22 protein-coding genes and 2 pseudogenes are annotated in these 21,242 nt (G+C 71.6%); 17 read left to right on the top strand and 7 right to left on the bottom strand.

From position 1 onward, the window contains the following. The first annotated feature begins 82 nt into the window (after positions 1 to 82). The 3 genes and pseudogenes from AB0F91_RS16265 (at position 83) to AB0F91_RS16275 (ending at position 985) form a co-directional block, all read left to right on the top strand. A complete protein-coding gene (locus tag AB0F91_RS16265; RefSeq protein ID WP_360598330.1) occupies positions 83 to 262 on the top strand; it encodes a sigma factor in 180 nt (59 codons plus the stop codon). Positions 263 to 461: 199 nt separating this feature from the next. After that, positions 462 to 530, top strand: a pseudogene (locus AB0F91_RS16270) (hypothetical protein); the annotation flags it as partial. 26 nt (positions 531 to 556) lie between these two features. Continuing rightward, a complete protein-coding gene (locus tag AB0F91_RS16275; RefSeq protein ID WP_360598575.1) occupies positions 557 to 985 on the top strand; it encodes a hypothetical protein in 429 nt (142 codons plus the stop codon). 24 nt (positions 986 to 1,009) lie between these two features. Here AB0F91_RS16275 and AB0F91_RS16280 read toward each other — a convergent pair whose 3' ends face one another. Continuing rightward, complete coding sequence (locus AB0F91_RS16280) at positions 1,010 to 1,768, bottom strand: class I SAM-dependent methyltransferase (protein ID WP_360598332.1); 759 nt, start codon at positions 1,766 to 1,768, stop codon at positions 1,010 to 1,012. A gap of 336 nt (positions 1,769 to 2,104) precedes the next feature. Here AB0F91_RS16280 and AB0F91_RS16285 point away from each other — a divergent pair, with 336 nt between their 5' ends. After that, positions 2,105 to 3,106, top strand: coding sequence for an acyltransferase (locus AB0F91_RS16285; RefSeq protein WP_360598334.1), 1,002 nt, complete (start codon positions 2,105 to 2,107; stop codon positions 3,104 to 3,106). On the opposite strand, the pseudogene AB0F91_RS16290 reads toward AB0F91_RS16285, so the two are convergent. The 3 genes and pseudogenes from AB0F91_RS16290 to aroA form a co-directional block, all read right to left on the bottom strand. Continuing rightward, positions 3,078 to 3,313: pseudogene (locus AB0F91_RS16290) on the bottom strand (aspartate/glutamate racemase family protein); the annotation flags it as partial. The gene AB0F91_RS16285 and the pseudogene AB0F91_RS16290 overlap by 29 nt on opposite strands. A 113-nt stretch (positions 3,314 to 3,426) precedes the next feature. Continuing rightward, positions 3,427 to 3,582, bottom strand: a complete 156-nt coding sequence (locus tag AB0F91_RS16295; protein WP_360598337.1) for a hypothetical protein — start codon at positions 3,580 to 3,582, stop codon at positions 3,427 to 3,429. 133 nt (positions 3,583 to 3,715) lie between these two features. After that, a complete protein-coding gene (gene aroA, locus AB0F91_RS16300) occupies positions 3,716 to 5,023 on the bottom strand; it encodes a 3-phosphoshikimate 1-carboxyvinyltransferase (RefSeq protein ID WP_360598339.1) in 1,308 nt (435 codons plus the stop codon). Positions 5,024 to 5,119: 96 nt separating this feature from the next. Here aroA and AB0F91_RS16305 point away from each other — a divergent pair, with 96 nt between their 5' ends. The 9 genes from AB0F91_RS16305 to AB0F91_RS16345 all read left to right on the top strand — a co-directional run bounded on the left by AB0F91_RS16305 (position 5,120) and on the right by AB0F91_RS16345 (position 14,830). Then, positions 5,120 to 6,820 carry a CTP synthase gene (locus AB0F91_RS16305; protein WP_360598341.1) on the top strand — a complete coding sequence of 567 codons (1,701 nt, stop codon included), beginning with the start codon at positions 5,120 to 5,122 and terminating at the stop codon, positions 6,818 to 6,820. Continuing rightward, positions 6,817 to 7,449 carry an NUDIX hydrolase gene (locus tag AB0F91_RS16310; RefSeq protein WP_360598343.1) on the top strand — a complete coding sequence of 211 codons (633 nt, stop codon included), beginning with the start codon at positions 6,817 to 6,819 and terminating at the stop codon, positions 7,447 to 7,449. The genes AB0F91_RS16305 and AB0F91_RS16310 overlap by 4 nt, the downstream gene beginning before the upstream one ends. 99 nt (positions 7,450 to 7,548) lie before the next feature. Next, on the top strand, positions 7,549 to 8,451 hold the full coding sequence (xerD, locus tag AB0F91_RS16315; RefSeq protein ID WP_360598563.1) for a site-specific tyrosine recombinase XerD: 903 nt from the start codon (positions 7,549 to 7,551) through the stop codon (positions 8,449 to 8,451). 123 nt (positions 8,452 to 8,574) lie between these two features. Beyond that, a complete protein-coding gene (locus AB0F91_RS16320) occupies positions 8,575 to 9,579 on the top strand; it encodes an AAA family ATPase (RefSeq protein WP_360598345.1) in 1,005 nt (334 codons plus the stop codon). Next, positions 9,576 to 9,977, top strand: a complete 402-nt coding sequence (locus AB0F91_RS16325; RefSeq protein ID WP_360598347.1) for a cobyrinic acid a,c-diamide synthase — start codon at positions 9,576 to 9,578, stop codon at positions 9,975 to 9,977. The genes AB0F91_RS16320 and AB0F91_RS16325 overlap by 4 nt, the downstream gene beginning before the upstream one ends. Next, entirely contained in the window at positions 9,977 to 11,011 is a 1,035-nt protein-coding gene (locus tag AB0F91_RS16330; protein ID WP_360598349.1) for a segregation/condensation protein A, read from the top strand. Before AB0F91_RS16325 ends, AB0F91_RS16330 begins: the two co-directional genes overlap by 1 nt. A 362-nt stretch (positions 11,012 to 11,373) precedes the next feature. Further along, complete coding sequence (gene scpB / locus AB0F91_RS16335; RefSeq protein ID WP_360598564.1) at positions 11,374 to 12,060, top strand: SMC-Scp complex subunit ScpB; 687 nt, start codon at positions 11,374 to 11,376, stop codon at positions 12,058 to 12,060. Further along, on the top strand, positions 12,050 to 12,802 hold the full coding sequence (locus tag AB0F91_RS16340) for a pseudouridine synthase (protein WP_360598350.1): 753 nt from the start codon (positions 12,050 to 12,052) through the stop codon (positions 12,800 to 12,802). Before scpB ends, AB0F91_RS16340 begins: the two co-directional genes overlap by 11 nt. Before the next feature lie 123 nt (positions 12,803 to 12,925). Next, complete coding sequence (locus AB0F91_RS16345) at positions 12,926 to 14,830, top strand: Xaa-Pro dipeptidyl-peptidase (protein ID WP_360598351.1); 1,905 nt, start codon at positions 12,926 to 12,928, stop codon at positions 14,828 to 14,830. Between the two features lie 51 nt (positions 14,831 to 14,881). Here the strand turns inward: AB0F91_RS16345 and AB0F91_RS16350 are convergent, their stop codons facing one another. Continuing rightward, positions 14,882 to 16,072: a cation:proton antiporter gene (locus AB0F91_RS16350; RefSeq protein WP_360598352.1), complete on the bottom strand. Its 1,191-nt coding sequence runs from the start codon at positions 16,070 to 16,072 to the stop codon at positions 14,882 to 14,884. Continuing rightward, entirely contained in the window at positions 16,072 to 16,554 is a 483-nt protein-coding gene (locus AB0F91_RS16355) for a cation:proton antiporter regulatory subunit (RefSeq protein WP_360598353.1), read from the bottom strand. The genes AB0F91_RS16350 and AB0F91_RS16355 overlap by 1 nt, the downstream gene beginning before the upstream one ends. Before the next feature lie 180 nt (positions 16,555 to 16,734). Here AB0F91_RS16355 and AB0F91_RS16360 point away from each other — a divergent pair, with 180 nt between their 5' ends. Then, entirely contained in the window at positions 16,735 to 17,631 is an 897-nt protein-coding gene (locus AB0F91_RS16360; RefSeq protein WP_360598354.1) for an alpha/beta hydrolase, read from the top strand. Positions 17,632 to 17,641: 10 nt separating this feature from the next. On the opposite strand, the gene AB0F91_RS16365 is transcribed toward AB0F91_RS16360, so the two are convergent. Then, positions 17,642 to 18,010: a DUF4267 domain-containing protein gene (locus tag AB0F91_RS16365; protein WP_360598355.1), complete on the bottom strand. Its 369-nt coding sequence runs from the start codon at positions 18,008 to 18,010 to the stop codon at positions 17,642 to 17,644. Positions 18,011 to 18,310: 300 nt separating this feature from the next. Here AB0F91_RS16365 and cmk point away from each other — a divergent pair, with 300 nt between their 5' ends. From cmk to der, 3 genes are read left to right on the top strand one after another with little or no spacing between them, the layout of a single operon-like run. Continuing rightward, positions 18,311 to 19,027, top strand: coding sequence for a (d)CMP kinase (gene cmk, locus AB0F91_RS16370; protein ID WP_360598565.1), 717 nt, complete (start codon positions 18,311 to 18,313; stop codon positions 19,025 to 19,027). Next, on the top strand, positions 19,024 to 19,683 hold the full coding sequence (locus AB0F91_RS16375) for a lysophospholipid acyltransferase family protein (protein WP_360598356.1): 660 nt from the start codon (positions 19,024 to 19,026) through the stop codon (positions 19,681 to 19,683). The genes cmk and AB0F91_RS16375 overlap by 4 nt, the downstream gene beginning before the upstream one ends. A 15-nt stretch (positions 19,684 to 19,698) precedes the next feature. Beyond that, a complete protein-coding gene (gene der, locus AB0F91_RS16380) occupies positions 19,699 to 21,198 on the top strand; it encodes a ribosome biogenesis GTPase Der (RefSeq protein ID WP_360598357.1) in 1,500 nt (499 codons plus the stop codon). The last annotated feature ends 44 nt before the right edge of the window (positions 21,199 to 21,242 follow it).

Genomic DNA, 21,242 nt, shown 5'->3' on the forward strand with positions numbered 1-21,242 from the left:
GCGGCGCGCCGGGCTCACATTCCGCGGTGCTGTCGTGTCGTACTGCTGAAGGCAGCACGAGACGACAGGAGCCGCCGCCACGATGACCACCCCATCCGAACCGAGCCTGAGCGCGATCATGAGCGAGCGCCGGCACTTGACCAATCTCGCCTACCCCCTGCTGGGCTCTCTGGCCGAGGCCGAGGACGCGGTGCAGGAGACCTACGCCCGCTGGTACGCGCTGTCGCGGGAGCAGCAGGACGCCGTCGAGTCTCCGGGCTGACGACGGTCGCCGGCCGCACTCTGCCTCAATCTGCTCGGTTCGGCGCGGGCCCGGCGGGAGACCTACGTGGGCGGATGGATCCCCGAGCCGCTGCCCGGGCCCGCGGGGTGGCCCGGCCGGGCAGGCGGCGGGTGACCCGGCCGACCGGGTCACCCTCGACGAGTCGGTCGGCATGGCCTTTCTCGTGGTGCTCGAGTCGATGACCCCGGCCGAGCGGGTGGCGTTCATCCTGCACGACGTCTTCCGCTACACGTTCGGTGAAGTGGCCCAGATCGTCGGGCGCACGCCAGCGGCTTGCCGGCAGCTGGCTTCCTCGGCGCGCCGCCGCGTCCGCGCGGCGCAGGCGCCGCGAGCTCGGCGGCCCGGCACGCGAGCGTCGTCAGGGACTTCAAACGGGCGTGGGAAGCGAAGGACATCACCGCCCTGATCGGGCTGCTCGATCCCGAGGCCACGGTGATCGGCGATGGTGGCGGACGCGCCCTGACCTTCCTGCACCCCATCGAAGGTGGCGAGGAGATCGCGCGAGCCTGGATCGAGCTCGCCCACCGCGCGCTCGGGACCACCACGCTGGTCGAACGCACGGTCAACGGCCAGCCCGGTCTCGTGGCCCAGCGGGACGGCGTCACGCAGACGGTGTACGCGTTCGACGTCGTGGACGACCGGATCAAGCACATCTGGGTGATCCGCAACCCCGAGAAACTCCGGCCGTGGCTGACGGACTGACGCTCGGCCGGGGGCCGGAGTACTTCAGCCTTTCTCCCAGACCGACACGTGCTTGGTGCCGGCGGCGGTGAGCTGCGAACGATCCCAGTCCGCCCAGCGGTACCTCGGTTTCATCCCGGCGATGCGCGCCATGAGGTCCAGCTCGGCCGGCCAGGCGTACCGGAACGGGATGCGGCGGAACCGCCCCGTTCCGTCCGGTGACACAGTGAGGTGGTTCGACGTGAACTCCTGGGTCACGACGTTGTACTGGTCGAACCCCACGTAGCCCGCGCCTTCGTGGTCGAGCGCCACCGCGAACGGGACGGTGTCCTGCCCGGGCGGCAGGCGCCGCAGCTCCGGCAGGCCCACCTCGACGAGGAACAGCCCGCCCGGCCGCAGATGCGCGGCCGCGTTCCGGAAGACGTCGACCTGCGCGTCCTGTGTGGTCACGTTGGCGATCGTGTTGAACACCAGGTAGACCAGCGAGAACTCACCGGCCACCCGCGTCGACCTCATGTCGCCGATCGTGACGTCGACGGTGTCGCCGCCCGGCTTGCTCGCGATCCGCGCCGCCATGGCCCGGCTCAGCTCGATGCCGCTCACCCGCACGCCGCGCGCGGCCAGCGGGGCGGCGATCCGCCCGGTCCCGACGGCGAGTTCGAGCACGGGGCCGTCAGCCAGATCCTCGAGGACATCCACCGCGGGCGTCACCACTTCGGGCGCGTTCGCGCCACCCGGATCGTCGTACCCCGCGGCCACACTCTCCGGGAACCAGCCGTCGGCCGGATCGTCTCGATCGCCCATGGCCGTCGGACGCTACGCCGGCCGGCGTCCGCTCCGCACCCCCTTTTCGGGACCTCGGTTGCGCAGGTGGTTCGAGCGGTATGTACCACCGTGGTACGGCCGGGTTCCCGGTCCGTGGCCGGACGTGATGTTCGCTACGCCCGTTTTCCTGCGGTAAAGCGGGTTCTCAGCCACTTCATGGCTGCTTCACAGGCAGTGCGGCGAATGTGGTCGCATGATCCACTCCGCACCCGGGCGCCGGGAAGGTCGTGGCCCCCAGCACGTGCACGAAGATCACCAGGGTGAAGGTGATCACGCGGTACAGGTCGATCGGGTAGAGGTGGGCTGCAGGACGAGGTGTCCGACGGGATCGAGGCGCCGCTGCATCTCACGCGCGAAGCGTTCTTCGCGTTGACGACGTTCGTGCTCGTGTTCTCCTACCGCTCGCGCCCGCCGCGGCCGATGGTGTTCTGGCGCCGGCGGATGCCGCTGGTCGCGGTGCCGTACGTGGTCTGGTTGGTGCTCTACTGGGGCTGCTCGCTGCTCACCGCGGAGCAGCCCGCCGGGTCGGCCGCCGCGGCGCTGCGCGCGCTCGGGATCGAGATCGCGAACGGGACGGCGTGGTACCACCTGTACTTCCTGCTCGTGACGTTGCAGGTGTACCTGCTCTTCCCGGTGCTGATGAAGCTGGTGCGCACACTGGAACGCCGGCCGTGGCTCGTGCTGGTGATCTCCGGCGCGGTGCAGATCGCGGTCACGTGTTTCCTGAGCCACCCACCCGAGGGACTGGAGTACTCGACCGTCAGCCGGTTCTTCACCACGCTGCTGCCGTACCAGTTCTACTCGGTCCTCGGCGCCGTCGCGGCCCTGCACTTCGAGACCGTGCAGGCGTGGGTGCGGCGGCACCCGTGGTTCGTGGCCGGCGGGCTGGTGGTCACCCTCGCCGTGGCCGAGACGGGTTACCTCGTCAGTGTCCACAACGGACTGTGGCCGGAGCTGGCGAGCGACGCGCTCCGGCCCTATCTCGTGCCGTGGTGCGTCGCGGCCATCGCGGGCCTGTTCCTGGTGGGCACCCGCTGGGCGGAGGCGGGTCGGCCCGGTGGCCGCGTGGTGTCGTGGGCGGTGGGCCGGTCGTTCGCCATCTTCCTGACGCACCCGCTCGCCTTGGCTTTGCTGAGCCCCCTGATCGCGTTCGTCGGCGACGGCATGGGGGCGCCGTGGACGACTGTGGTCGTCTACCCGACCACGGTGGCGCTGACGCTCGTGCTCGTCGAGGTACTGCGGCGGCTGCCGTGGAGCAGAGCGCTGACGGGCCGGACACCGCTGGAGCTCAAGCGGGCGGCTGCCACCGCCGCTTAGGCAACGGGGCCGCGTACGACCCCGCGCGGCTGGTCGTGAGACCCAGCGCCACCAGGGACTCCGCCAGCCGCACGGCCGCGGCGACGCCGTCGACCACGGGCAGGCCGAGAGCCGCCGGTCGAGGCCCGTCATCCCGGCGCAGCCGAGCAGGAGGACCTCCGCGCCGGCGGCGCGGACGCGCCGGGCGGCGGTGAGTATCGCCGACTCTCACCCGCACGTGCTCGGCGGCGAACTCCCGCGCCCGCGCCGCGTCACCCGACGCGATGGCGGGCACGAGCTGTGCATCGCCTTGAAGTCAAGGTGACCTCACCTCAAGCGCGTCAGCCGAAGAGGGCTTCCACCGTGACACGGCGGTGACCCCAGGACGAACCCGGTGGGGTCCGCACGCGCGACGGCTCGCGGCTGCACACGATGGAGCCGCCCGGTCCCTCGGCCGACGCGCCCACGGTGGTCTTCGAGCCCTGCGCGGGAGTCACGCGCTCGTCGTGGGCGCTGGTGCAGCCGCGCGACGTGGTCTACGGGCCGCACCCCGCCAGCGGGATCGCCGGCTCAAAGGCGATCTCGCACGCCCTGCCGAAGGCGGGGGCCGAAACACAGCCGAAAACACTGCTATCGGCCTGTGCCGAGCATCCCGGTCCACGTCTCGACGAACGCCGGGAACGTTTTCCCGACCGTGGCGGGGTTTTCGACGTAGATGCCGGGCACGCGCAGACCCAGCACGGCCGCGGCCATGACGAGGCGGTGGTCGTCGTAGGTGTGGAAGACGCCGCCGTGCAGCGGCGCCGGCGTGATGCGCAGGCCGTCGTCCGTTTCGGCCACGTCGGCGCCCAGCGCGGACAGCTCCGTGGCGAGCGCGGTGATCCGGTCGGTCTCGTGGCCACGCAGGTGCGCGACGCCGCTGATCACCGACGGGCCGTCGGCGAAGCAGAGCAGCGCGGCGACCACCGGGGTCAGCTCGCCGACCTCGTGCAGGTCGAGGTCGACCCCGGGGATGCTGGAGCCGCCGGTGACGACGAGACCGTCCTCGTCGAGCCGGACCGACGCGCCGAGCGCCGGCAGGAACCCGCGCAGCCAGTCGCCCGGCTGGGTCGTGGTGCTCGGCCAGCCGGTGACGCGCACGGTGCCGCCCGCGGCCACGGCGGCGGCCACGAAGGGCGCGGCCGTCGAGAGGTCTGGCTCCACGACGTATTCGGGACATGACAGCTTCGCCGGAGCGACGTGGAACTCCGCGCCTTCACGCTCCACGGTCGCGCCGAAGCGGTGCAGCATGTCGAGCGTCATCGCGATGTGCGGCTCGCTCGGCGGCGCGTCGCCGACCAGGCGCACGGTCACGCCGCGGTCGAAGGCCGGGCCGGCCAGCAGCAGCGCGGAGAGGAACTGGCTCGACGCCGACGAGTCGAGCTCGACCGTGCCGCCGCGCACACCGCCGTCGCCGTGGACGGTGAAGGGCGGGGCACCGCGACCAGGTCCGGCACCGTCGTCGATGCGCACGCCGAGGCGGCGCAGCGCGGTCAGCAGCGGGCCGATCGGGCGGCGGCGGATGGCCTCGTCGCCGTCGAAGAGCACGGGGGAGTCGCCGAGCGCGGCGAGCGCGGGCGTGAAGCGGGCGACGGTGCCGGCGTTGCCGAGCGTGACCTCGACCGGCTCGCCGTGGCTGCTGCCGCCCGCGCCGAGGGGGTGGACGAGGAACCCGTCGGCGGTCTCCTCCGACCGGGCGCCCAGCGAGGCCAGCGCGCCGAGCATGAGCCGCGTGTCGCGCGAGTCGAGCGGCACGCGCACGCGCGTGGGCGCGCCGGCCAGGGCGGCCAGCACGTAGGCGCGGTTCGTGATCGACTTCGAGCCCGGGACGCGCACCCGCGCGTCGAGTGCCGCCGCCGCGACCGGCGCGGCCCAGTGGTCTTCGTGCGCATCCGTCACGCACCGAAGCCTAGCGTGGTGGTCCCCGTCATCCCCGCCGCGCCGGAATCGGGCGTGAACGCGCGGATCGGCGTGCGTGCGATATGCTGGCGGCCCGTGGGACATCAGTCGCGGGCTACCAAGTTTGTCTTTGTCACCGGAGGCGTCGCCTCCTCTCTCGGTAAGGGTTTGACGGCCTCGAGCCTCGGCCAGCTCCTTACCGCACGCGGGCTTCGCGTCACGATGCAGAAGCTCGACCCCTATCTCAACGTCGACCCCGGGACGATGAACCCGTTCCAGCACGGTGAGGTGTTCGTCACCGACGACGGTGCGGAGACGGACCTCGACATCGGGCACTACGAGCGGTTCCTCGACCGGGACCTCGACGGCAAGGCCAACGTCACGACCGGCCAGGTCTACTCGGAGGTCATCGCCAAGGAACGCCGCGGCGAGTACCTCGGCGACACGGTGCAGGTCATCCCGCACATCACGGACGAGATCAAGTCGCGCATCACCGCCGCGGCCGGTCCGGACGAGCACGGGAACACCCCGGACGTGGTCATCACCGAGGTCGGCGGCACGGTCGGCGACATCGAGTCGCTGCCGTTCCTCGAGGCGTGCCGCCAGGTGCGCCACGACGTGGGGCGGGACCATTGCTTCTTCCTGCACGTTTCCCTCGTGCCCTACCTCGCGCCGTCGGGTGAGCTCAAGACCAAGCCGACCCAGCACTCCGTGGCCGCGCTGCGCAACATCGGCATCCAGCCCGACGCGCTGGTCTGCCGGGCCGACCGGGAGATCCCCGAGGACCTCAAGCGCAAGATCGGCTTGATGTGCGACGTCGACTCCGAGGCGGTCATCGCCTGCCCGGACGCGCGTTCGATCTACGACATCCCCAAGGTGCTGCACGGCGAGGCGCTCGACGCCTACGTGGTGCGCCGCCTGGGGCTGCCGTTCCGCGACGTCGACTGGACGGTGTGGGGTGACCTGCTCAACCGGGTGCACAACCCGAGCGAGACGGTGCGGATCGCTGTGGTGGGCAAGTACATCGACCTGCCCGACGCGTACCTGTCGGTGACCGAGGCCCTGCGCGCGGGTGGGTTCGCCCACCGCGCCAAGGTGGAGATCGTGTGGGTCGCCTCGGACGACGCGCAGACCGCGTCGGGCGCCGCGTCGGTGCTGTCCGATGTGGACGGCGTGCTGATCCCCGGCGGGTTCGGCATCCGCGGCATCGAGGGCAAGGTCGGCGCGATCGAGTACGCGCGCACGCGCGGCGTGCCGCTGCTCGGCCTGTGCCTCGGCCTGCAGTGCATGGTCATCGAGGGCGCGCGGCACCTGGCCGGCATCCAGGACGCGAACTCGGCGGAGTTCGACGAGAACACCACGCATCCGGTGATCTCGACGATGGCCGACCAGCGCGACGTGGTCGCGGGCGAGCGCGACATGGGCGGGACGATGCGCCTGGGCGCGTACCCGGCGAAGCTCAAGCCGGGCTCGCAGGTCGCGAAGGCGTACGGCACCACCGAGGTGTCCGAGCGCCACCGCCACCGCTACGAGGTCAACAACGCCTACCGCAAGCAGCTCTCCGACGCCGGGCTCGTCTTCTCCGGCACCTCGCCCGACGACCGCCTGGTCGAGTTCGTGGAGCTGCCGGCCGACGTGCACCCGTTCTTCGTCGGCACGCAGGCACACCCGGAGCTCAAGAGCCGCCCGACGCGGCCGCACCCGCTCTTCAGCGCGTTCGTGAAGGCCGTGGTGGACCGCAAGGTCGCCGAGCGGCTGCCGGTGGAGCTCGCCGAGGCACCGTTGGCGGCCCGGTGACCGAGCCCGGCACGCACGAGTTCACGGTCGCCGGCACCCAGGTCGTCCACATCGGACGCGTCGTCGGCCTCCGGGTCGACGACGTGGTGATGCCCGGCGGCGAGACCGCGAAGCGCGAGGTCGTGGAGCACCTCGGTGCCGTCGCGATCCTCACGCTCGACGCCGAGGACGCGGTCACGCTCGTCCACCAGTACCGGCACCCGCTCGGGCACCGGCTGTGGGAGCTGCCGGCCGGCTTGATCGACAAGCCGGGGGAGGAACCCGTCGAGGCGGCGAAGCGCGAGCTCGTGGAAGAGGTCGGGCTGGCGGCGGACGAGTGGTCGACGCTCGTGGACGTGGCCGCCTCGCCCGGGTTCACCGACGAGGTGGTGCGCGTGTTCCTCGCGCGCGATCTGTCCGAAGTGGACCGTGAGGTGCTCGGCGAAGAGGAGGCCGACCTCGTGGTGAAGAAGTTCCCGCTCGCCGAAGCCGTCGCCATGGCGCTCTCGGGCGAGCTGGTGAACGGCGCGACCGTCTCGGGCGTGCTGGCCGCCCACGCGGTGCTCACCGGCGCGGCGAAGGCCCGTCCGGCGGACGCGCCGTGGCGGGACCGGCCCACCCGTTTCGCCCGGCGCCGAGCGGAAGGCTGATCTGCCCGTCCGTGCCCGCCGCGCGTCGGCGGGCACGGACGGCCCGGCGGCCTAGAGTGTGACCCCGTGACGGGCACGGGCAGGACCGCGGTGGGGGACGTGATCGCCGCGTACCTGGACCACCTCGTGGTCGAGCGCGGCACCGCCCGCAACACGCTCGACAGCTACGCGCGCGACCTGCGCCGGTACGCCGCGCACCTCGTCGCCGCGGATGTGACGCGGTTCCCGGACGTGACGCCGGCGCATGTCACGTCGTTCGGTGCGGCCCTGCGCGAAGGCGACGACGAGCATCGGCCGCTGGCCGCGTCGTCGGCCGCGCGCGCGCTGGTCGCCGTGCGCGGGCTGCACAAGTTCGCCCACGCCGACGGCATCACCGAGCACGACCCCGCGCGCGAGGTGCGCCCGCCGGCCGCGGCGAAGCGGCTGCCCAAGGCACTGCCCGTCGCCGACGTCCTCAAGCTCCTCGAGACCCCGCCGCCCGACGGCGAGCGCGCGCTGCGCGACCGGGCGTTGCTCGAACTGCTCTACTCGACCGGAGCCCGGATCTCCGAAGCCGTCGGGCTCGACGTGGACGACGTCGACGACACCGACCGCACCGTGCTGCTCGACGGCAAGGGCGGCAAACAGCGGCTCGTCCCGATCGGCCGGCCCGCGGTGGAGGCACTCCACGCGTACCTCGTGCGGGCGCGCCCGGTGCTCGCGGCGCACGGGCGCGGCACGTCCGCGATGTTCCTCAACGTCCGCGGCAGCAGGCTTTCCCGCCAGAGCGCGTGGCAGGTCCTCAAGGACACCGCCGAACGCGCGGGGATCACCGCCGACGTCTCGCCGCACACCCTGCGCCACTCGTTCGCCACGCACCTGCTCGAAGGCGGCGCCGACGTGCGCGTGGTGCAGGAGCTGCTCGGCCATGCCTCGGTGACGACGACGCAGGTCTACACGCTCGTCACGGTCAACACGCTGCGCGAGGTCTACGCCACCGCCCACCCGCGCGCACTGGGCTGAACGGACCTCAGGGCACCAGCCACCAGTGGTGACTTCGCGCGCCCGGCCCGGCGCGGCGCTTTGCCGGGGCTCCGATTCCCCGCATAGGCTGCCCGGGACGCCTAAACAAGGAGCTTTCCCGCCATGTCGACACCGAACCAGCCGGAGCGCCCGGCCGCGTCCGCCGGTTCGGCCGCGGCGAGCCTCTCCCAGGTGCGAATCGCCACCCCCGCGAACCACGACGGTGACGAGCTCTCCGACAGCCCCCGCCCGAGCCGCGCCGAGAGGGCCCGGGCGCGTGCGAAGGAGCGCGAAGAGAGCGGGATCGGCCCCACGGGCCGGCCGCTGCGCGAGATCCCCGAACCGGCGCCGCTGGACCACCACGGCCCGGCGAAGGTGCTCGCCATGTGCAATCAGAAGGGCGGCGTCGGCAAGACCACGTCGACCATCAACCTGGGCGCCGCGCTCGCCGAGTGCGGTCGCCGCGTGCTGCTCGTGGACTTCGACCCGCAGGGCGCTCTGTCGGTGGGTCTCGGCATCCAGCCGCACGAGCTGGACCAGACGGTCTACAACGTCATCATGGAGCGGTCCGTCGGCATCGAGGACGTGCTCCGCAAAACCCGCGTCGACGGCGTTGACCTGCTGCCGAGCAACATCGACCTGTCCGCGGCGGAGGTCCAGCTCGTCGCAGAGGTAGGGCGCGAACACACGTTGTTACGGGTCCTGCGTCCGGTCATGAACGACTACGACTATGTTCTTGTCGACTGCCAGCCCTCGCTCGGCCTGTTGACGGTGAACGCATTGACCGCCGCGGACGGTGTGATCATCCCCCTGGAGTGCGAGTTCTTCAGTCTGCGAGGCGTCGCGCTCCTGATCGACACGATCGAGAAGGTGCAGGAACGCCTCAACCCCAAACTGGACATCACGGGGATTCTCGCCACGATGTACGACCCGAGAACCCTGCACTCGAAGGAGGTCATGGCTCGCGTGGTGGAGGCATTCGGCGACATCGTGTTCGACACGGTGATCAACCGCACCGTGCGGTTCCCCGAGACGACTGTCGCGGGTGAGCCGATCACGACCTGGGCCCCCAAGTCGGCTGGCGCGGCAGCCTATCGCGCGCTGGCTCGCGAGGTGATCGCTCGGTGAGCAGGCGCGCTTCCCTGCCCGGAGCGTCGGAACTCTTCCGCCTCACCTCCAGTCCGGCCGGCCCGGCACTCGATCGCCCGGCGGCGCCCGCACCGGCCGAACCGCTCCCGAAGAAGAGCGCGGACGCCGACCAGCTCAGCCGCGCCGCGGCGCGCAGCGGCTCCGGCCGCACGAAGCACGACGCGAAGATCACCGTGTACGTTTCGGGCGACGAGCTGCTCGCGATGGAGCAGACCCGCCTGAACCTGCGGGCCAAGCACAACCTCGTGGTCGACCGCGGCCGCCTGGTGCGCGAGGCCGTGGCCGTGCTGATCGCCGACTTCGACCAGCGCGGCGAAGAATCGGTGCTGGTCCAGCGATTGCAGGCGATGGAAGACGAAGGCGGAACCGAGGGCTGATGGACGAACCGGCATCGGCCGAGCAGCCGGAGCCGGACGCCGCGGCCCCGGGTACCGAGACGCCGATCCTGCAGGAAACCCCTGGGCCGGACGAGACTCCGAGCCTGGAGGAGCAGCCGGGCGACGGCGAAACCGCGGGCCGGGACGAAACTCCGAACCCGGAGGAGAAGCCGGTCGAGCACGAGACCGTGCACGGCGGGACGATCCCGGAGGGCTACGCCCAGGAGCTCAGCACCTCGAAGTTCAAGGTGCGCCTGAAGAACTTCGAGGGGCCGTTCGACCTGCTGCTGCAGCTGATCTCGCAGCACCAGCTCGACGTCACCGAGGTCGCGCTGCACACGGTGACCGATGACTTCATCGCCTACACGCGTGCGCTCGGGTCCGACTGGAACCTCGACGAGACCACGGAGTTCCTGGTCATCGCCGCGACCCTGCTGGACCTCAAGGCCGCGCGGCTGCTGCCCTCGGCGGAGGTGGAGAACGAGGACGACCTCGCGCTCCTGGAGGCCCGCGACCTGCTCTTCGCGCGGGTGCTGCAGTACCGCGCGTACAAGCAGGTGGCGGCGCTGTTCGGCGAGCTGGAGCAGGGCGCGCTGCGGCGCTACCCGCGCTCGGTGGCGCTGGAGGAGCGGTACGTCGGGCTGCTTCCCGAGGTGATGCTGGGCGTGACACCGCAGAAGTTCGCGGAGATCGCCGTGGCGGTCTTCAAGCCGAAGCCGCCGCCGACGGTGTCGCTCGCGCACCTGCACATGGGCCGTGTGTCCGTGCGCGAGCACGCGGCGCTGCTGCGGCTGAAGCTCGCCGAGGCGGGGCAGGCCACGTTCAAGGAGCTCGTGGAGGACTGCGAGCACACCGTGGAGATCGTCGCGCGGTTCCTCGCGCTGCTGGAGCTGTACCGCGAGTCGACGGTGCAGTTCGAACAGCTCGAGGCGCTCGCCGAGCTCCACGTGCGCTGGACCGGCGGCAGCGTCGCGGAGGCCTCGGCCGCCGCCGCCCACGACCGCGCGGCAGCCGACGAAGAGGAGTACGGGTGAGCACCGAAGACGACCGCGCGCCGGCCGCCCAGGGAACCGGTGCGGAGGCGATCGACCTGGACCGCGAGGTCAACGTGGCACCGGCCGAGGCGCCGGACGACATTGTCGCTGAGGGAACCACAGACGGGGACGGCGAGCAGGCTGCGGCGGCGGTGGAGGACGAGACGCCTGCCGCCGGCGAACCGGGCGACGCGGCGCCGGACGACGATGTCGCCGAAGCACCAGCTGCCGCGGCCGTCGAGCACGAGGCGCCCGCCGCCGGCGAACCGGGCGAAACGGAGGCAGACGGCGAGTCGCTCGCCGCGGACGTGCCGGACAGCGGCGAAGTCGCGGCTGCGGAAGGCGACGCGTCCGGCGGCGAAGTGCCGGAAGCCGAAGCTTCGGCCGCGCTCGAAGGCGAAGCGTCCGGAGGGAAACCGGGCGAGGGCCAGCCTGGGGAGGCGGCGGCTGGAGCCGAGCAGCCGGACTCGGAGGGGGGTGTCGAGCCGGTCAGCGACCTGCCCGACATGACGTCCGACGAGGCGCTGGAGGCCGCACTCGAGGCGCTGCTGCTCGTCGTCGACTCGCCCGCGGGCGAGCAGATGCTGGCCGAGACCGTGGAGCAGCCGGTGGCGCGGGTCACCGTCGCCCTGCGGACGATGGCGCAGCGGCTCACCGAGCGGGGCAGCGGGATCGACCTGCGGCGCGTCGGCGAGGGGTGGCGGTTCTACACTAGGGACACGTACGCCCCGTTCGTGGAGAAGCTCCTGCTCGACGGCCAGCGGTCGAAGCTGACCCGGGCCGCGCTGGAGAGCCTCGCCGTGATCGCGTACCGGCAGCCGGTGACCAGGGCCAGGGTCGCCGCGGTGCGCGGGGTCAACGTCGACGGCGTGATCCGCACCCTGCTGGCCCGCGGCCTCATCGAAGAGATGGGCACCGACCCCGAGACGACGGGCACGCTGTACGTGACGACCGAGCTGTTCCTGGAGCGACTGGGGCTGTCGTCGCTGAACGACCTGCCCCCGATCGCTCCGCTGCTACCCGAAGTGGACACCATCGATGACATCTGACCAGCACCCCGACGGCGTCCGGCTGCAGAAGGTCCTCTCCCAGGCCGGCATCGCCTCGCGGCGCGCGGCCGAGGACCTGATCGTGGAGGGCCGGGTGGAGGTGGACGGCCAGATCGTCACCGAGCTGGGCCGCCGCGTCGACCCGGTCGAGGCCGTGATCCACGTCGACGGCACGCGCGTGAACCTGCGCGACGACCTGGTGTACCTCGCCTTCAACAAGCCCAAGGGCGTGCACTCGACGATGTCGGACGACCGCGGCCGTCCGTGCGTCGGCGACTACCTGCGCGGCCGCTGGGAGGAGACCCCCGGCGTCGTCCACGTGGGCCGGCTCGACGAGAACACCGAGGGCCTGCTGTTGCTCACCAACGACGGCGACCTCGGCCACCGGCTGATGCACCCGAGCTACCACGTGCTCAAGACCTACTTCGCCGAGGTCGAGGGCCTCGTGCCGCGCGGACTCGGCAAGGAGCTGCGCGCCGGCTGGGAGCTGCCCGACGGGATCGTGAAGGTCGACCAGTTCCGCGTGAAGGACATGCACTCCGGCCGGAGCATGATCGAGCTCGTGATCCACGAGGGCCGCAAGCACATCGTGCGCCGGCTCATGGCCTCGACCGGCCATCCCGTGCGCAAGCTCGTACGCACCGCGATCGGCGACGTGCAGCTCGGCGCCCAGCGCCCCGGCACGATCCGCCGCCTCAACCGCGGTGAGGTCGGCTCGCTGTATCGCAACGTGGATCTGTGACGCTCACGATCCTCTGAGCCGTTCGGGGGTTTCCCGCTCCGTCCCCACTTTCCGCCCTGGCGCACCGCGTCCGCGTCCTCCTAGCTTGATCGAGATCGGTCAGACGGCTGGAGGGGACGCAGGATGCGGCTGTTCAGAGGGCTGTGCGCGGCGGTGGTCGTGGCCGCGGGGCTCGTGGTTCCGGTGCAGGCGGCGTCGGCGGCGGAAAGACCCGCCGTCGGCTCCGAACCCGTGTACGACTTCGCCGGTGCGATCCGCGAAACGGTGTGGGTCGACGTCGGGCGCGACGGGGACGGCGACGGCAGATCCGACCGCGTCGCCGCCGACATCGTGCGACCGGCCGAACCCGCGGCGCAGGGGCGCAAGATCCCCGTGATCATGGACGCGAGCCCGTACTACTCCTCGCTCGGGCGCGGCAACGAGAGCGAGTTCAAGACCTACGACCAGCAGGGCCGTCCGGTCGGGTTCCCGCTGTACTACGACAACTACTTCGTGCCGCGCGGCTACGCCGTCGTGCTCGTGGACCTGGCCGGCACCAACCGGTCCACCGGGTGCGTCGACGTCGGCGGTGCTTCCGACGTGCAGTCGGCGAAGAAGGTCGTCGACTGGCTCAACGGGCGCGCCCCGGGCTACCGCGCGAAGTCCGGCGGCAGCAAGGTCGCGGCGAGCTGGAGCGACGGCGGCGTCGGCATGATCGGCAAGTCCTACGACGGCACGATCGCCAACGGCGTGGCCGCCACCGGCGTCGCCGGGCTGAAGACGATCGTCCCCATCTCCGCGATCAGCTCCTGGTACGACTACTACCGCTCGGACGGCGCGTCGTTCGGCTTCGACCCCGACGGCCTCGCCGAAACCGTCGAGACGCGCAACGGCGGCCAGGACTGCTCGGCGCAGAACGCGAAGCTCGCCAAGGGCGCCACCGCCGACGGCGACTTTGGTCCGTTCTGGGCCGAGCGCGACTACGCGGCGCAGGCGAAGAACGTGCACGCGAGCGTGTTTGTCTCGCACGGCGTGAACGACCTGAACGTGAAGACGATCAACTTCGGCCAGTGGTGGGACGCGCTCGCGAAAGCCGGGGTACAGCGAAAGATCTGGCTCGCGCAGACCGGGCACGTCGACCCGTTCGACTACCGCCGCACCGAGTGGGTGGACACGCTGCACCAGTGGTTCGACCACTACCTGATGGGCATCGACAACGGCATCGAGAAGCAACCGATGGCCACCGTCGAGCGGCAGCCGGACCAGTGGGCCGACCAGTCCTCGTACCCGGCGGGAGGCGTGAAGGCGACCACGTTGCGCCCGCACGCCGGCGCCACCGCGGGCGTCGGCACGTTGAGCACGGCGGCGACCTCGGGCACGGCGTCGTTCACCGACGACCTCGACGGCAGCGAGAACGGCTGGGCCGCGGACCCGTCGGCCACCTCGCCCGACCGCGTCCTCTACAGCACCGGTTCGCTGTCCGCGCCACTGCAGGTTTCGGGCACGTCGTCGATCACCGTCACGGTCACACCGAGCACGTCCTCGGCCCGGCTCTCGGCGATGCTCGTCGACTATGGGCCCGCCATCATCCGCAACTACTCTGCGGGCGGCGAGGGCATCAAGACCGCCACCGCCGAGACGTGCTGGGGCGCCAACGCCCCCGGCGACGACGCCTGCTACAAGGTGACCAGCGCCGACACCACGAACGTCGGGTTCACCGTGATCAGCCGAGGCTGGGCGGACCTGGCGAACTACCGGTCGCTGAGCGACGAGTCGCCGCTCACGCCTGGCAAGCCCGACACGATGACCTTCCGGCTGGCGACCACCGACCACGTCGTTCCGGCGGGCCACACGCTGGCGCTCGTCATCGGCGGCACCGACGCCGACTTCATCACGGGCCCGGCGAAGGGACCGAAGCTGACGATCGACCTGGCGAAGACGTCGGTGCAGGTGCCGCTGGTGGGCACCGCACCGGCCGGCCCGGGTGCGGCGCTGCCGCGCACCGCACTGTCGGCGGTGGCGAACCGGCCGCAGCTCGACCTCCGCTGACGCGGTGGTGAGTGGTGGCGCCGGTTTCTCGCCGGCGCCACCACTGACGAGTCAGGCGGTGGCTTCCGTCCGCTGCTCGCGCGGTTTGCGTTGCAGCGCCCGGGCCACCGGCTCCACGATCCGGGCCGCCGTCGGGCCGAGGATCGCCATGAGCAGGACGTAGGCGGTGGCCAGGGCGGCGAGCTCGCCGTCGACCGCGCCGGCGGTGACGGCGAGGCCGGCGATCACGATGGAGAACTCGCCGCGCGCCACCAAGGCCGCGCCGGCGCGGGCGCGGCCCAGTTTGCCGATGCCCTGTCTTCGCGCGGCCCACCAGCCCGTGCCGACCTTCGTCAGCGTGGTCACCACGGCCAGCACCACGGCCCAGCCGAGCACCGGCGGGATCGACGCCGGGTCGGTGTTCAGGCCGAACACCACGAAGAACACCGCCGCGAACAGGTCGCGCAGGGGTTCGAGCAGGCGCGTGGCGTTGTGGGCCGTCGAACCGGAGACGGCGATGCCGAGCAGGAACGCGCCGACGGCGGCCGAAACCTGCATCGCCGACGCGAGGCCCGCCACGAGCAGCGCGGCGCCGAGGATCTTGAGCAGGAACACCTCGCGGTCGTCGCTGTCCACGATCGCGGAGACGTAACGGCCGAACTTCAGCGCGATCACCAGCACCACGGTGATCACCAGCAGCGAGATGCCGACGGCCTCGAGTCCGCCGAGGAAGCTGACGCCGCCGAGGATCGCGGTGAGGATCGGCAGGTACAGCGCCATCACGAGGTCTTCGAACACCAGGATCGACAGCACCACCGGCGTTTCGCGGTTACCGAGCCGGCCGAGGTCGCCGAGCACCTTCGCGACGATGCCGGACGACGAGATGTAGGTGACACCCGCCAGCGCGATCGCGCCGATCGCGCCCCAGCCCAGCAGCAGCGCGACGGCCGCGCCGGGCAGCGCGTTGAGCACGATGTCGAGCAGACCCGCCGTCCACGAGCGGCGCAGGCCCGTGAACAGCTCCGCCGCCGAGTACTCCAGCCCCAGCAGCAGGAGCAGCAGCACCACGCCGATTTCGCTGGCCAGGTGCGTGAAGTCGCCGATGTCGGTGAGCGGGATCAGGCCACCGGAACCGAAGCACAGGCCACCGAGGAGGTAGAGCGGAATGGGGGAGAGCCCGATCCGGCCGGCTAGCCTGCCCAACACGCCCAGGACGAAGAAAACCCCGCCGAGTTCGATCAGGGACAGCGCGGTGTGGTCCATCAGCCTTGCTTGAGGATCTTGGCGGCGGCGTCCAGACCTTCGGACGTCCCGACCGCGACCAGTAGGTCGCCTGCTGTGAAGGTGAAGTCGGGGGTCGGCGACGGGTGCACCTGGCCCGCGCGCGCCACCGCGACCACCGACACGCCGGTGCGGGTGCGCATCGCCGTGTCGCCGAGCGTGCGGCCGTCGAACGGCCCGTCCTCGGTGATCGGCAGCTGGCGCGTGTGGATGCCGGGCAGCTCACGGTGCTCTTCGGTCAGCTGCGCGACGAGCTGCGGCGCGCCGAGCAGGTTGGCCAGCGCGCCGGCCTCGTCCGCGGTGAGTGGCAGCGAGGCGAGGCACGCGTCGAGGTCGTCGGCCTTGGACACGATCAGCTCGATCTTGCCGTCCCGCTGGGTCACGACACCGATGCGCCGTCCCGCCCGCGTGGCGAAGTCCTTCCGGACACCGATTCCGGGCAGGGGGGTCACTTCCACGTTCACACCGGCCACGGTAGCCCATTGTCCGATTCGTGAGGCTCAGGCGAGCTCCGGCGGACGCGTGGTCACGACCACCGCGCGTGTCGCCGACCATGGCGGCCCGGTGAAATTCGCGCCCCGCACCAGGTCTGGAGCACCGCGGCCGGGCGCGCCTAGGGTTTCCCGTGGTGGGAGGAGGCCACGATGGCCGAGTTCGCACGGGGCCGCGTCACCGCGAACGGGATCACGTTCGAGTACCTCGAGGCCGGTGCGGGCCCGCTCGCGTTGTGCATTCACGGGTTCCCGGACACGCCGTTCACCTACCGGCACCTGCTGCCCGCGCTCGCCGCAGCGGGGTTCCACGCGGTCGCGCCCTTCGTGCGCGGGTTCGCGCCGACGGAACTGCCGCCGCTGCGCCACTTCGTGCACTCCAGTGTGATGGTCGCCGACCAGATCGCCCTGACGCGGGCGCTCGGCGGCGGTCCGGAGGCGCTGCTGGTGGCGCACGACTGGGGCGCGGTCGGGGCGTGGGGCGCGCTCGGGCGGGCTCCCGAGCTGTGGGGCCGCGCGGTGGTCCTCAACATCCCGCCGTTCGAGATCTTCGGCGAGAACCTGGGTACCTACGCGCAGATCAAGCGCAGCTTCTACTTCTGGTACTTCCAGATGCAACGGGTGATCGAGGACCGGATCCGCCAGGACGACTTCGCCTTCATCCGCGACATCTGGGGCGACTGGTCTCCCGGCTATACGGCCGACGAGGACCTGGGCCACCTTCGGGCCGCGCTCGCCGATCCCGACCACCTGCACGCCGCACTGGGTTATTACTGGGGCCAGTTCGACCCGACGCGCTTCGGCACGCCGGAGTGGGTGGCCGAGCAGGCCGCCGCGTGGGGTGGCCGCGCGCCCCAGCCGCTGCTCTACCTGCACGGCACTGACGACGGCTGCCACGGGATGACCGCGGCCCAGGTCGAGCGGGTGACCGAGTTCGGCGGCCCCGGCTCCGAGGCGGAGCTGATCGAGGGCGTCGGCCACTTCATGCTCGTCGAGCGGCCGAAGGAGCTCAACGACCGCATCACCGGCTGGCTGGACCGCACCCGCTGACCGGCCGCGGTCAGGACAGCTCGAGCAGGAGCGTCGCCACGACCATGACGGCCGCCGTCGCGCCGTGGACGGAGCACGCGATTGCCCGGCTTCCCCTGTGGCGCAGGATGATCAGCATGTCGCCGACGGGGATGAAAGCCTCGGCGAGCAGGATCCAGCCGAGGACGTGCGGGCCGCCCGCGAGCATCGCCGCGCCCACCACCAGGCCGGACGCGATGTCGCGGACGCCTTTGATGTGGAAGAACGCCGTGGTGCCGGTCGGGATCGTGGCGAGGCCGAAGCCGGCGGCGGTCTTCTCCGGCGCCAGCAGATAGCTGAGCCCCACGTAGACGATGCCGACCGCGACGATTCCGGCGATGACGTAGGCGGTGACGATCAAGGGGGACCTCCGGAAATCTAGCTATGCTAGGAATTTCTGCCAACGCTAGCGTATCTACGCTAGGCTGTCTAGCAGTGCTAGATTTTCTGCTGCGAACCGGCGCCTGCGCCGCCGGCGCGACTGCGGCGGATCTAGGCCGCCGTGCAGGCCGGACGCGTCCCCGGAGGCTTTGTCGGACCCAGGCGAACGCCCTGGCAGAGCCGCCTCACCGGCCGTGCCGGGCGGCGGGCAGAATGAACGCCGATCACGCAGAGCACGACGAACGCGAGGAGAGTTTCGGTGACGGGAGCCCTACGTGGTGTGGTCGCGCTGGACGGCCCGTCGGGAACCGGCAAGACCACGGTCGCGCGCAAGCTCGCCGACCGGCTCGGCGCGGGCTACCTCGACACGGGCGCGATGTACCGGCTCGTGACGCTCGCCGTGCTGCGTGCGGGCACCGACCCGGCCGACACCGATGCCGTCGGCCACCTCGCCCACGACGTGCACTTCAGCATCGGCACCAGCCCCGAACGTCCCGAGGTCCGCCTCGGCGACGAGGACGTGGCCGCCGACATCCGCGGGCCGGAGGTCACGCAGGCCGTGTCGGCCGTGTCCGCGGTGCCACAGGTGCGCGAGCTGCTCGTGGCCCGTCAGCGCCGGATCATCGCCGACGTGCTGGCCGACGTCGGCGGCATCGTCGTGGAGGGCCGCGACATCGGCACGGTCGTGGCGCCCGAGTCGCCACTCAAGGTCTACCTCACCGCGTCGGCCGACGTCCGCGCCGCGCGGCGCAGCGGGCAGGACACCGCCGCCGGGCGCGAGACGAGCGTCGAGGCGGCCCGCCAGTCCGTCGAACGCCGCGACCGCCTCGACTCCACGCGTACGACGTCGCCGCTGCGCGCGGCCGAGGACGCCGTGCCCGTCGACACCTCCGAGCTGTCCATCGACCAGGTGATCGTCGCGCTGTCCGAGCTGGCCTGCCGCCGCGGCCTGCTCGACGACTGCCCCGCCGGAGCCGAGGCCGAGGCGCGCGCATGACCGGTGGCGCTCTCCCCGAGGGTGCGAACGGCCTCCTGCACGACGCCGGGCGGGTGTTCGCCCGGTACCATCTGCGGTCGGCCTTCCGGATCCGCGTGCACGGGCGCGACCGGATGCCCGGCGCCGGCCCGGTCGTAGTGATCGCCAACCACAGCTCCATGATCGAACCGCAGCTGATCTTCGGAATGCTCCCGCGGCGTTCGGCGTTCGTGGTCAAAGCCGAGATGTTCAAGGGCGCAGCGGGGCGGTTCCTGCGGGCGATCGGCCAGATCCCGGTCAAGCGGGGCGAGATCGACCGCACGCCGCTGATGACGGCGGTCGGCGTGCTGAAGGCCGGCGGGGTCATCGGCATCTTCCCCGAGGGCACCCGGGGCGCCGGCGACGTCGGCGTGGCCGAGAAGGGCGCGGCCTGGCTGGTCCGCGCCGCTGGGGCAACCGTGCTGCCGGTTGCGACGCGGGGCACGGTGAAACCCGCCGACGGGAAGCGGCGCTGGCGCCCGCGCGTGGACATCCTCGTGGGGGAGCCGTTCACGCCGAAGGTGGGCCCGGGCCGGACCGGCCTGGAAGAGGGCACCGAGGAGCTGCGCCTGCAGCTCGCGGGGCTCGTGAAGACTTTGGACGATTGGCGCGCCGAGAACCGAATCGGCTCGCCGTAGGTGAAGTGGGAAGCAATGACAGGGTTTGATTCCGCCTCCGCGGGAGAAAGTGCGTCGGCGGAGTTCGCGGGTGTCGGAGAGATCGACGGCACCTGGTCCGACGAGACCGAGTTCGCCGCGCTCGACGCGCAGATCGAGGCGGAGGGCGCCGCCGAGCAGGCGAACCTCGCGCAGCCGGTGCTGGCCGTGGTGGGCAGGCCCAACGTGGGCAAGTCCACGCTGGTCAACCGCATCCTCGGCCGGCGCGAGGCCGTGGTGCAGGACGTGCCGGGCGTGACCCGCGACCGCGTCGCCTACGACGCCTACTGGGGCGGCCGCCGGTTCACGCTCGTCGACACCGGCGGCTGGGAGCCCGACGCGACCGGCCTGCAGGCCTCCGTGGCCGCGCAGGCGGAGATCGCCATGCAGACGGCCGACGCCGTGCTGCTCGTGCTCGACGCGACCGTGGGCGCCACGACCACCGACGAGGCCGTGGCCCGCGTGCTGCGGCGCTCGAAGAAGCCGGTGCTGCTGGCCGCCAACAAGGTGGACGACGACCGGTTGCTCGCCGACACCGCGTCGCTGTGGCGCCTCGGCCTGGGCGAGCCGCACCCGGTCAGCGCCCTGCACGGGCGCAGCTCGGGCGACCTGCTCGACGCGATCATCGAGGCCCTGCCCACCGCGCCGCGCGAAGCCGGCACCGTGAGCACCGGCCCGCGCCGCGTCGCGCTCGTCGGCAAGCCGAACGTGGGCAAGTCGAGCCTGCTCAACAAGCTCTCGGGCGAGCAGCGTTCGGTGGTCGACTCGGTCGCCGGCACCACCGTCGACCCGGTCGACTCGCTGGTCGACCTCGACGGCGAGACCTGGCGGTTCGTGGACACGGCGGGCCTGCGCAAGCGCGTGAACTCCGCCAACGGCGCCGAGTACTACGCCTCCCTGCGCACCAAGACGGCGATCGACGCGGCCGAGGTGGCGATCGTGATGCTCGACGCCGCCGAGCCGCTGTCCGAGCAGGACCTGCGGGTGCTCACGATGGTCGTCGAGGCGGGCCGCTCGCTCGTGCTCGCCTTCAACAAGTGGGACCTGGTGGACGAGGATCGCCGCCACGCGATGGTGCGCGAGCTCGACCGCGGCCTGGTCCGCGTGCCGTGGGCGGAGAAGGTGAACATCTCCGCGCTCACCGGCCGGTCCGTGCGCAAGCTCGCGCCGGCGCTGCGGACGGCGCTGAAGTCGTGGGACCAGCGGGTGCCCACCGGCCAGTTGAACGGGTGGCTGTCGGACCTCATCGCGGCCACGCCGCCGCCCGTGCGCAGCGGCAAGCAGCCGAAGGTGCTGTTCGCCACGCAGGCCGGCATCCGCCCGCCGACGCTCGTGCTTTTCACCACCGGCTTCCTCGAGGCCGGTTACCGACGGTTCATCGAGCGCAAGTTCCGTGAGCGGTTCGGCTTCGAGGGCAGTCCCGTCCGGGTGAACGTGCGTGTGCGCGAGAAGAAGGCGAAACCCAAGGCCGGGGGCAAGGCCGCGAAGAGCCGGTGACACCGTGACACGTTGATCGGACACGGTTCGGACGCGCCGGAGGC

The organism is Amycolatopsis sp. NPDC023774 (assembly GCF_040639695.1).
GTDB lineage: Bacteria > Actinomycetota > Actinomycetes > Mycobacteriales > Pseudonocardiaceae > Amycolatopsis.

Bases quoted from the DNA above. Each gene is read 5' to 3' on its own strand.
- AB0F91_RS16375 (WP_360598356.1), top strand. From the start codon at position 19,024: ATGACCGGTGGCGCTCTCCCCGAGGGTGCGAACGGCCTCCTGCACGAC.
- AB0F91_RS16340 (WP_360598350.1), top strand. From the start codon at position 12,050: ATGACATCTGACCAGCACCCCGACGGCGTCCGGCTGCAGAAGGTCCTC.
- AB0F91_RS16330 (WP_360598349.1), top strand. From the start codon at position 9,977: ATGGACGAACCGGCATCGGCCGAGCAGCCGGAGCCGGACGCCGCGGCC.
- der (WP_360598357.1), top strand. From the start codon at position 19,699: ATGACAGGGTTTGATTCCGCCTCCGCGGGAGAAAGTGCGTCGGCGGAG.
- AB0F91_RS16360 (WP_360598354.1), top strand. From the start codon at position 16,735: ATGGCCGAGTTCGCACGGGGCCGCGTCACCGCGAACGGGATCACGTTC.
- AB0F91_RS16320 (WP_360598345.1), top strand. From the start codon at position 8,575: ATGTCGACACCGAACCAGCCGGAGCGCCCGGCCGCGTCCGCCGGTTCG.
- AB0F91_RS16350 (WP_360598352.1), bottom strand. From the start codon at position 16,072: ATGGACCACACCGCGCTGTCCCTGATCGAACTCGGCGGGGTTTTCTTC.
- AB0F91_RS16280 (WP_360598332.1), bottom strand. From the start codon at position 1,768: ATGGGCGATCGAGACGATCCGGCCGACGGCTGGTTCCCGGAGAGTGTG.
- AB0F91_RS16265 (WP_360598330.1), top strand. From the start codon at position 83: ATGACCACCCCATCCGAACCGAGCCTGAGCGCGATCATGAGCGAGCGC.
- AB0F91_RS16345 (WP_360598351.1), top strand. From the start codon at position 12,926: ATGCGGCTGTTCAGAGGGCTGTGCGCGGCGGTGGTCGTGGCCGCGGGG.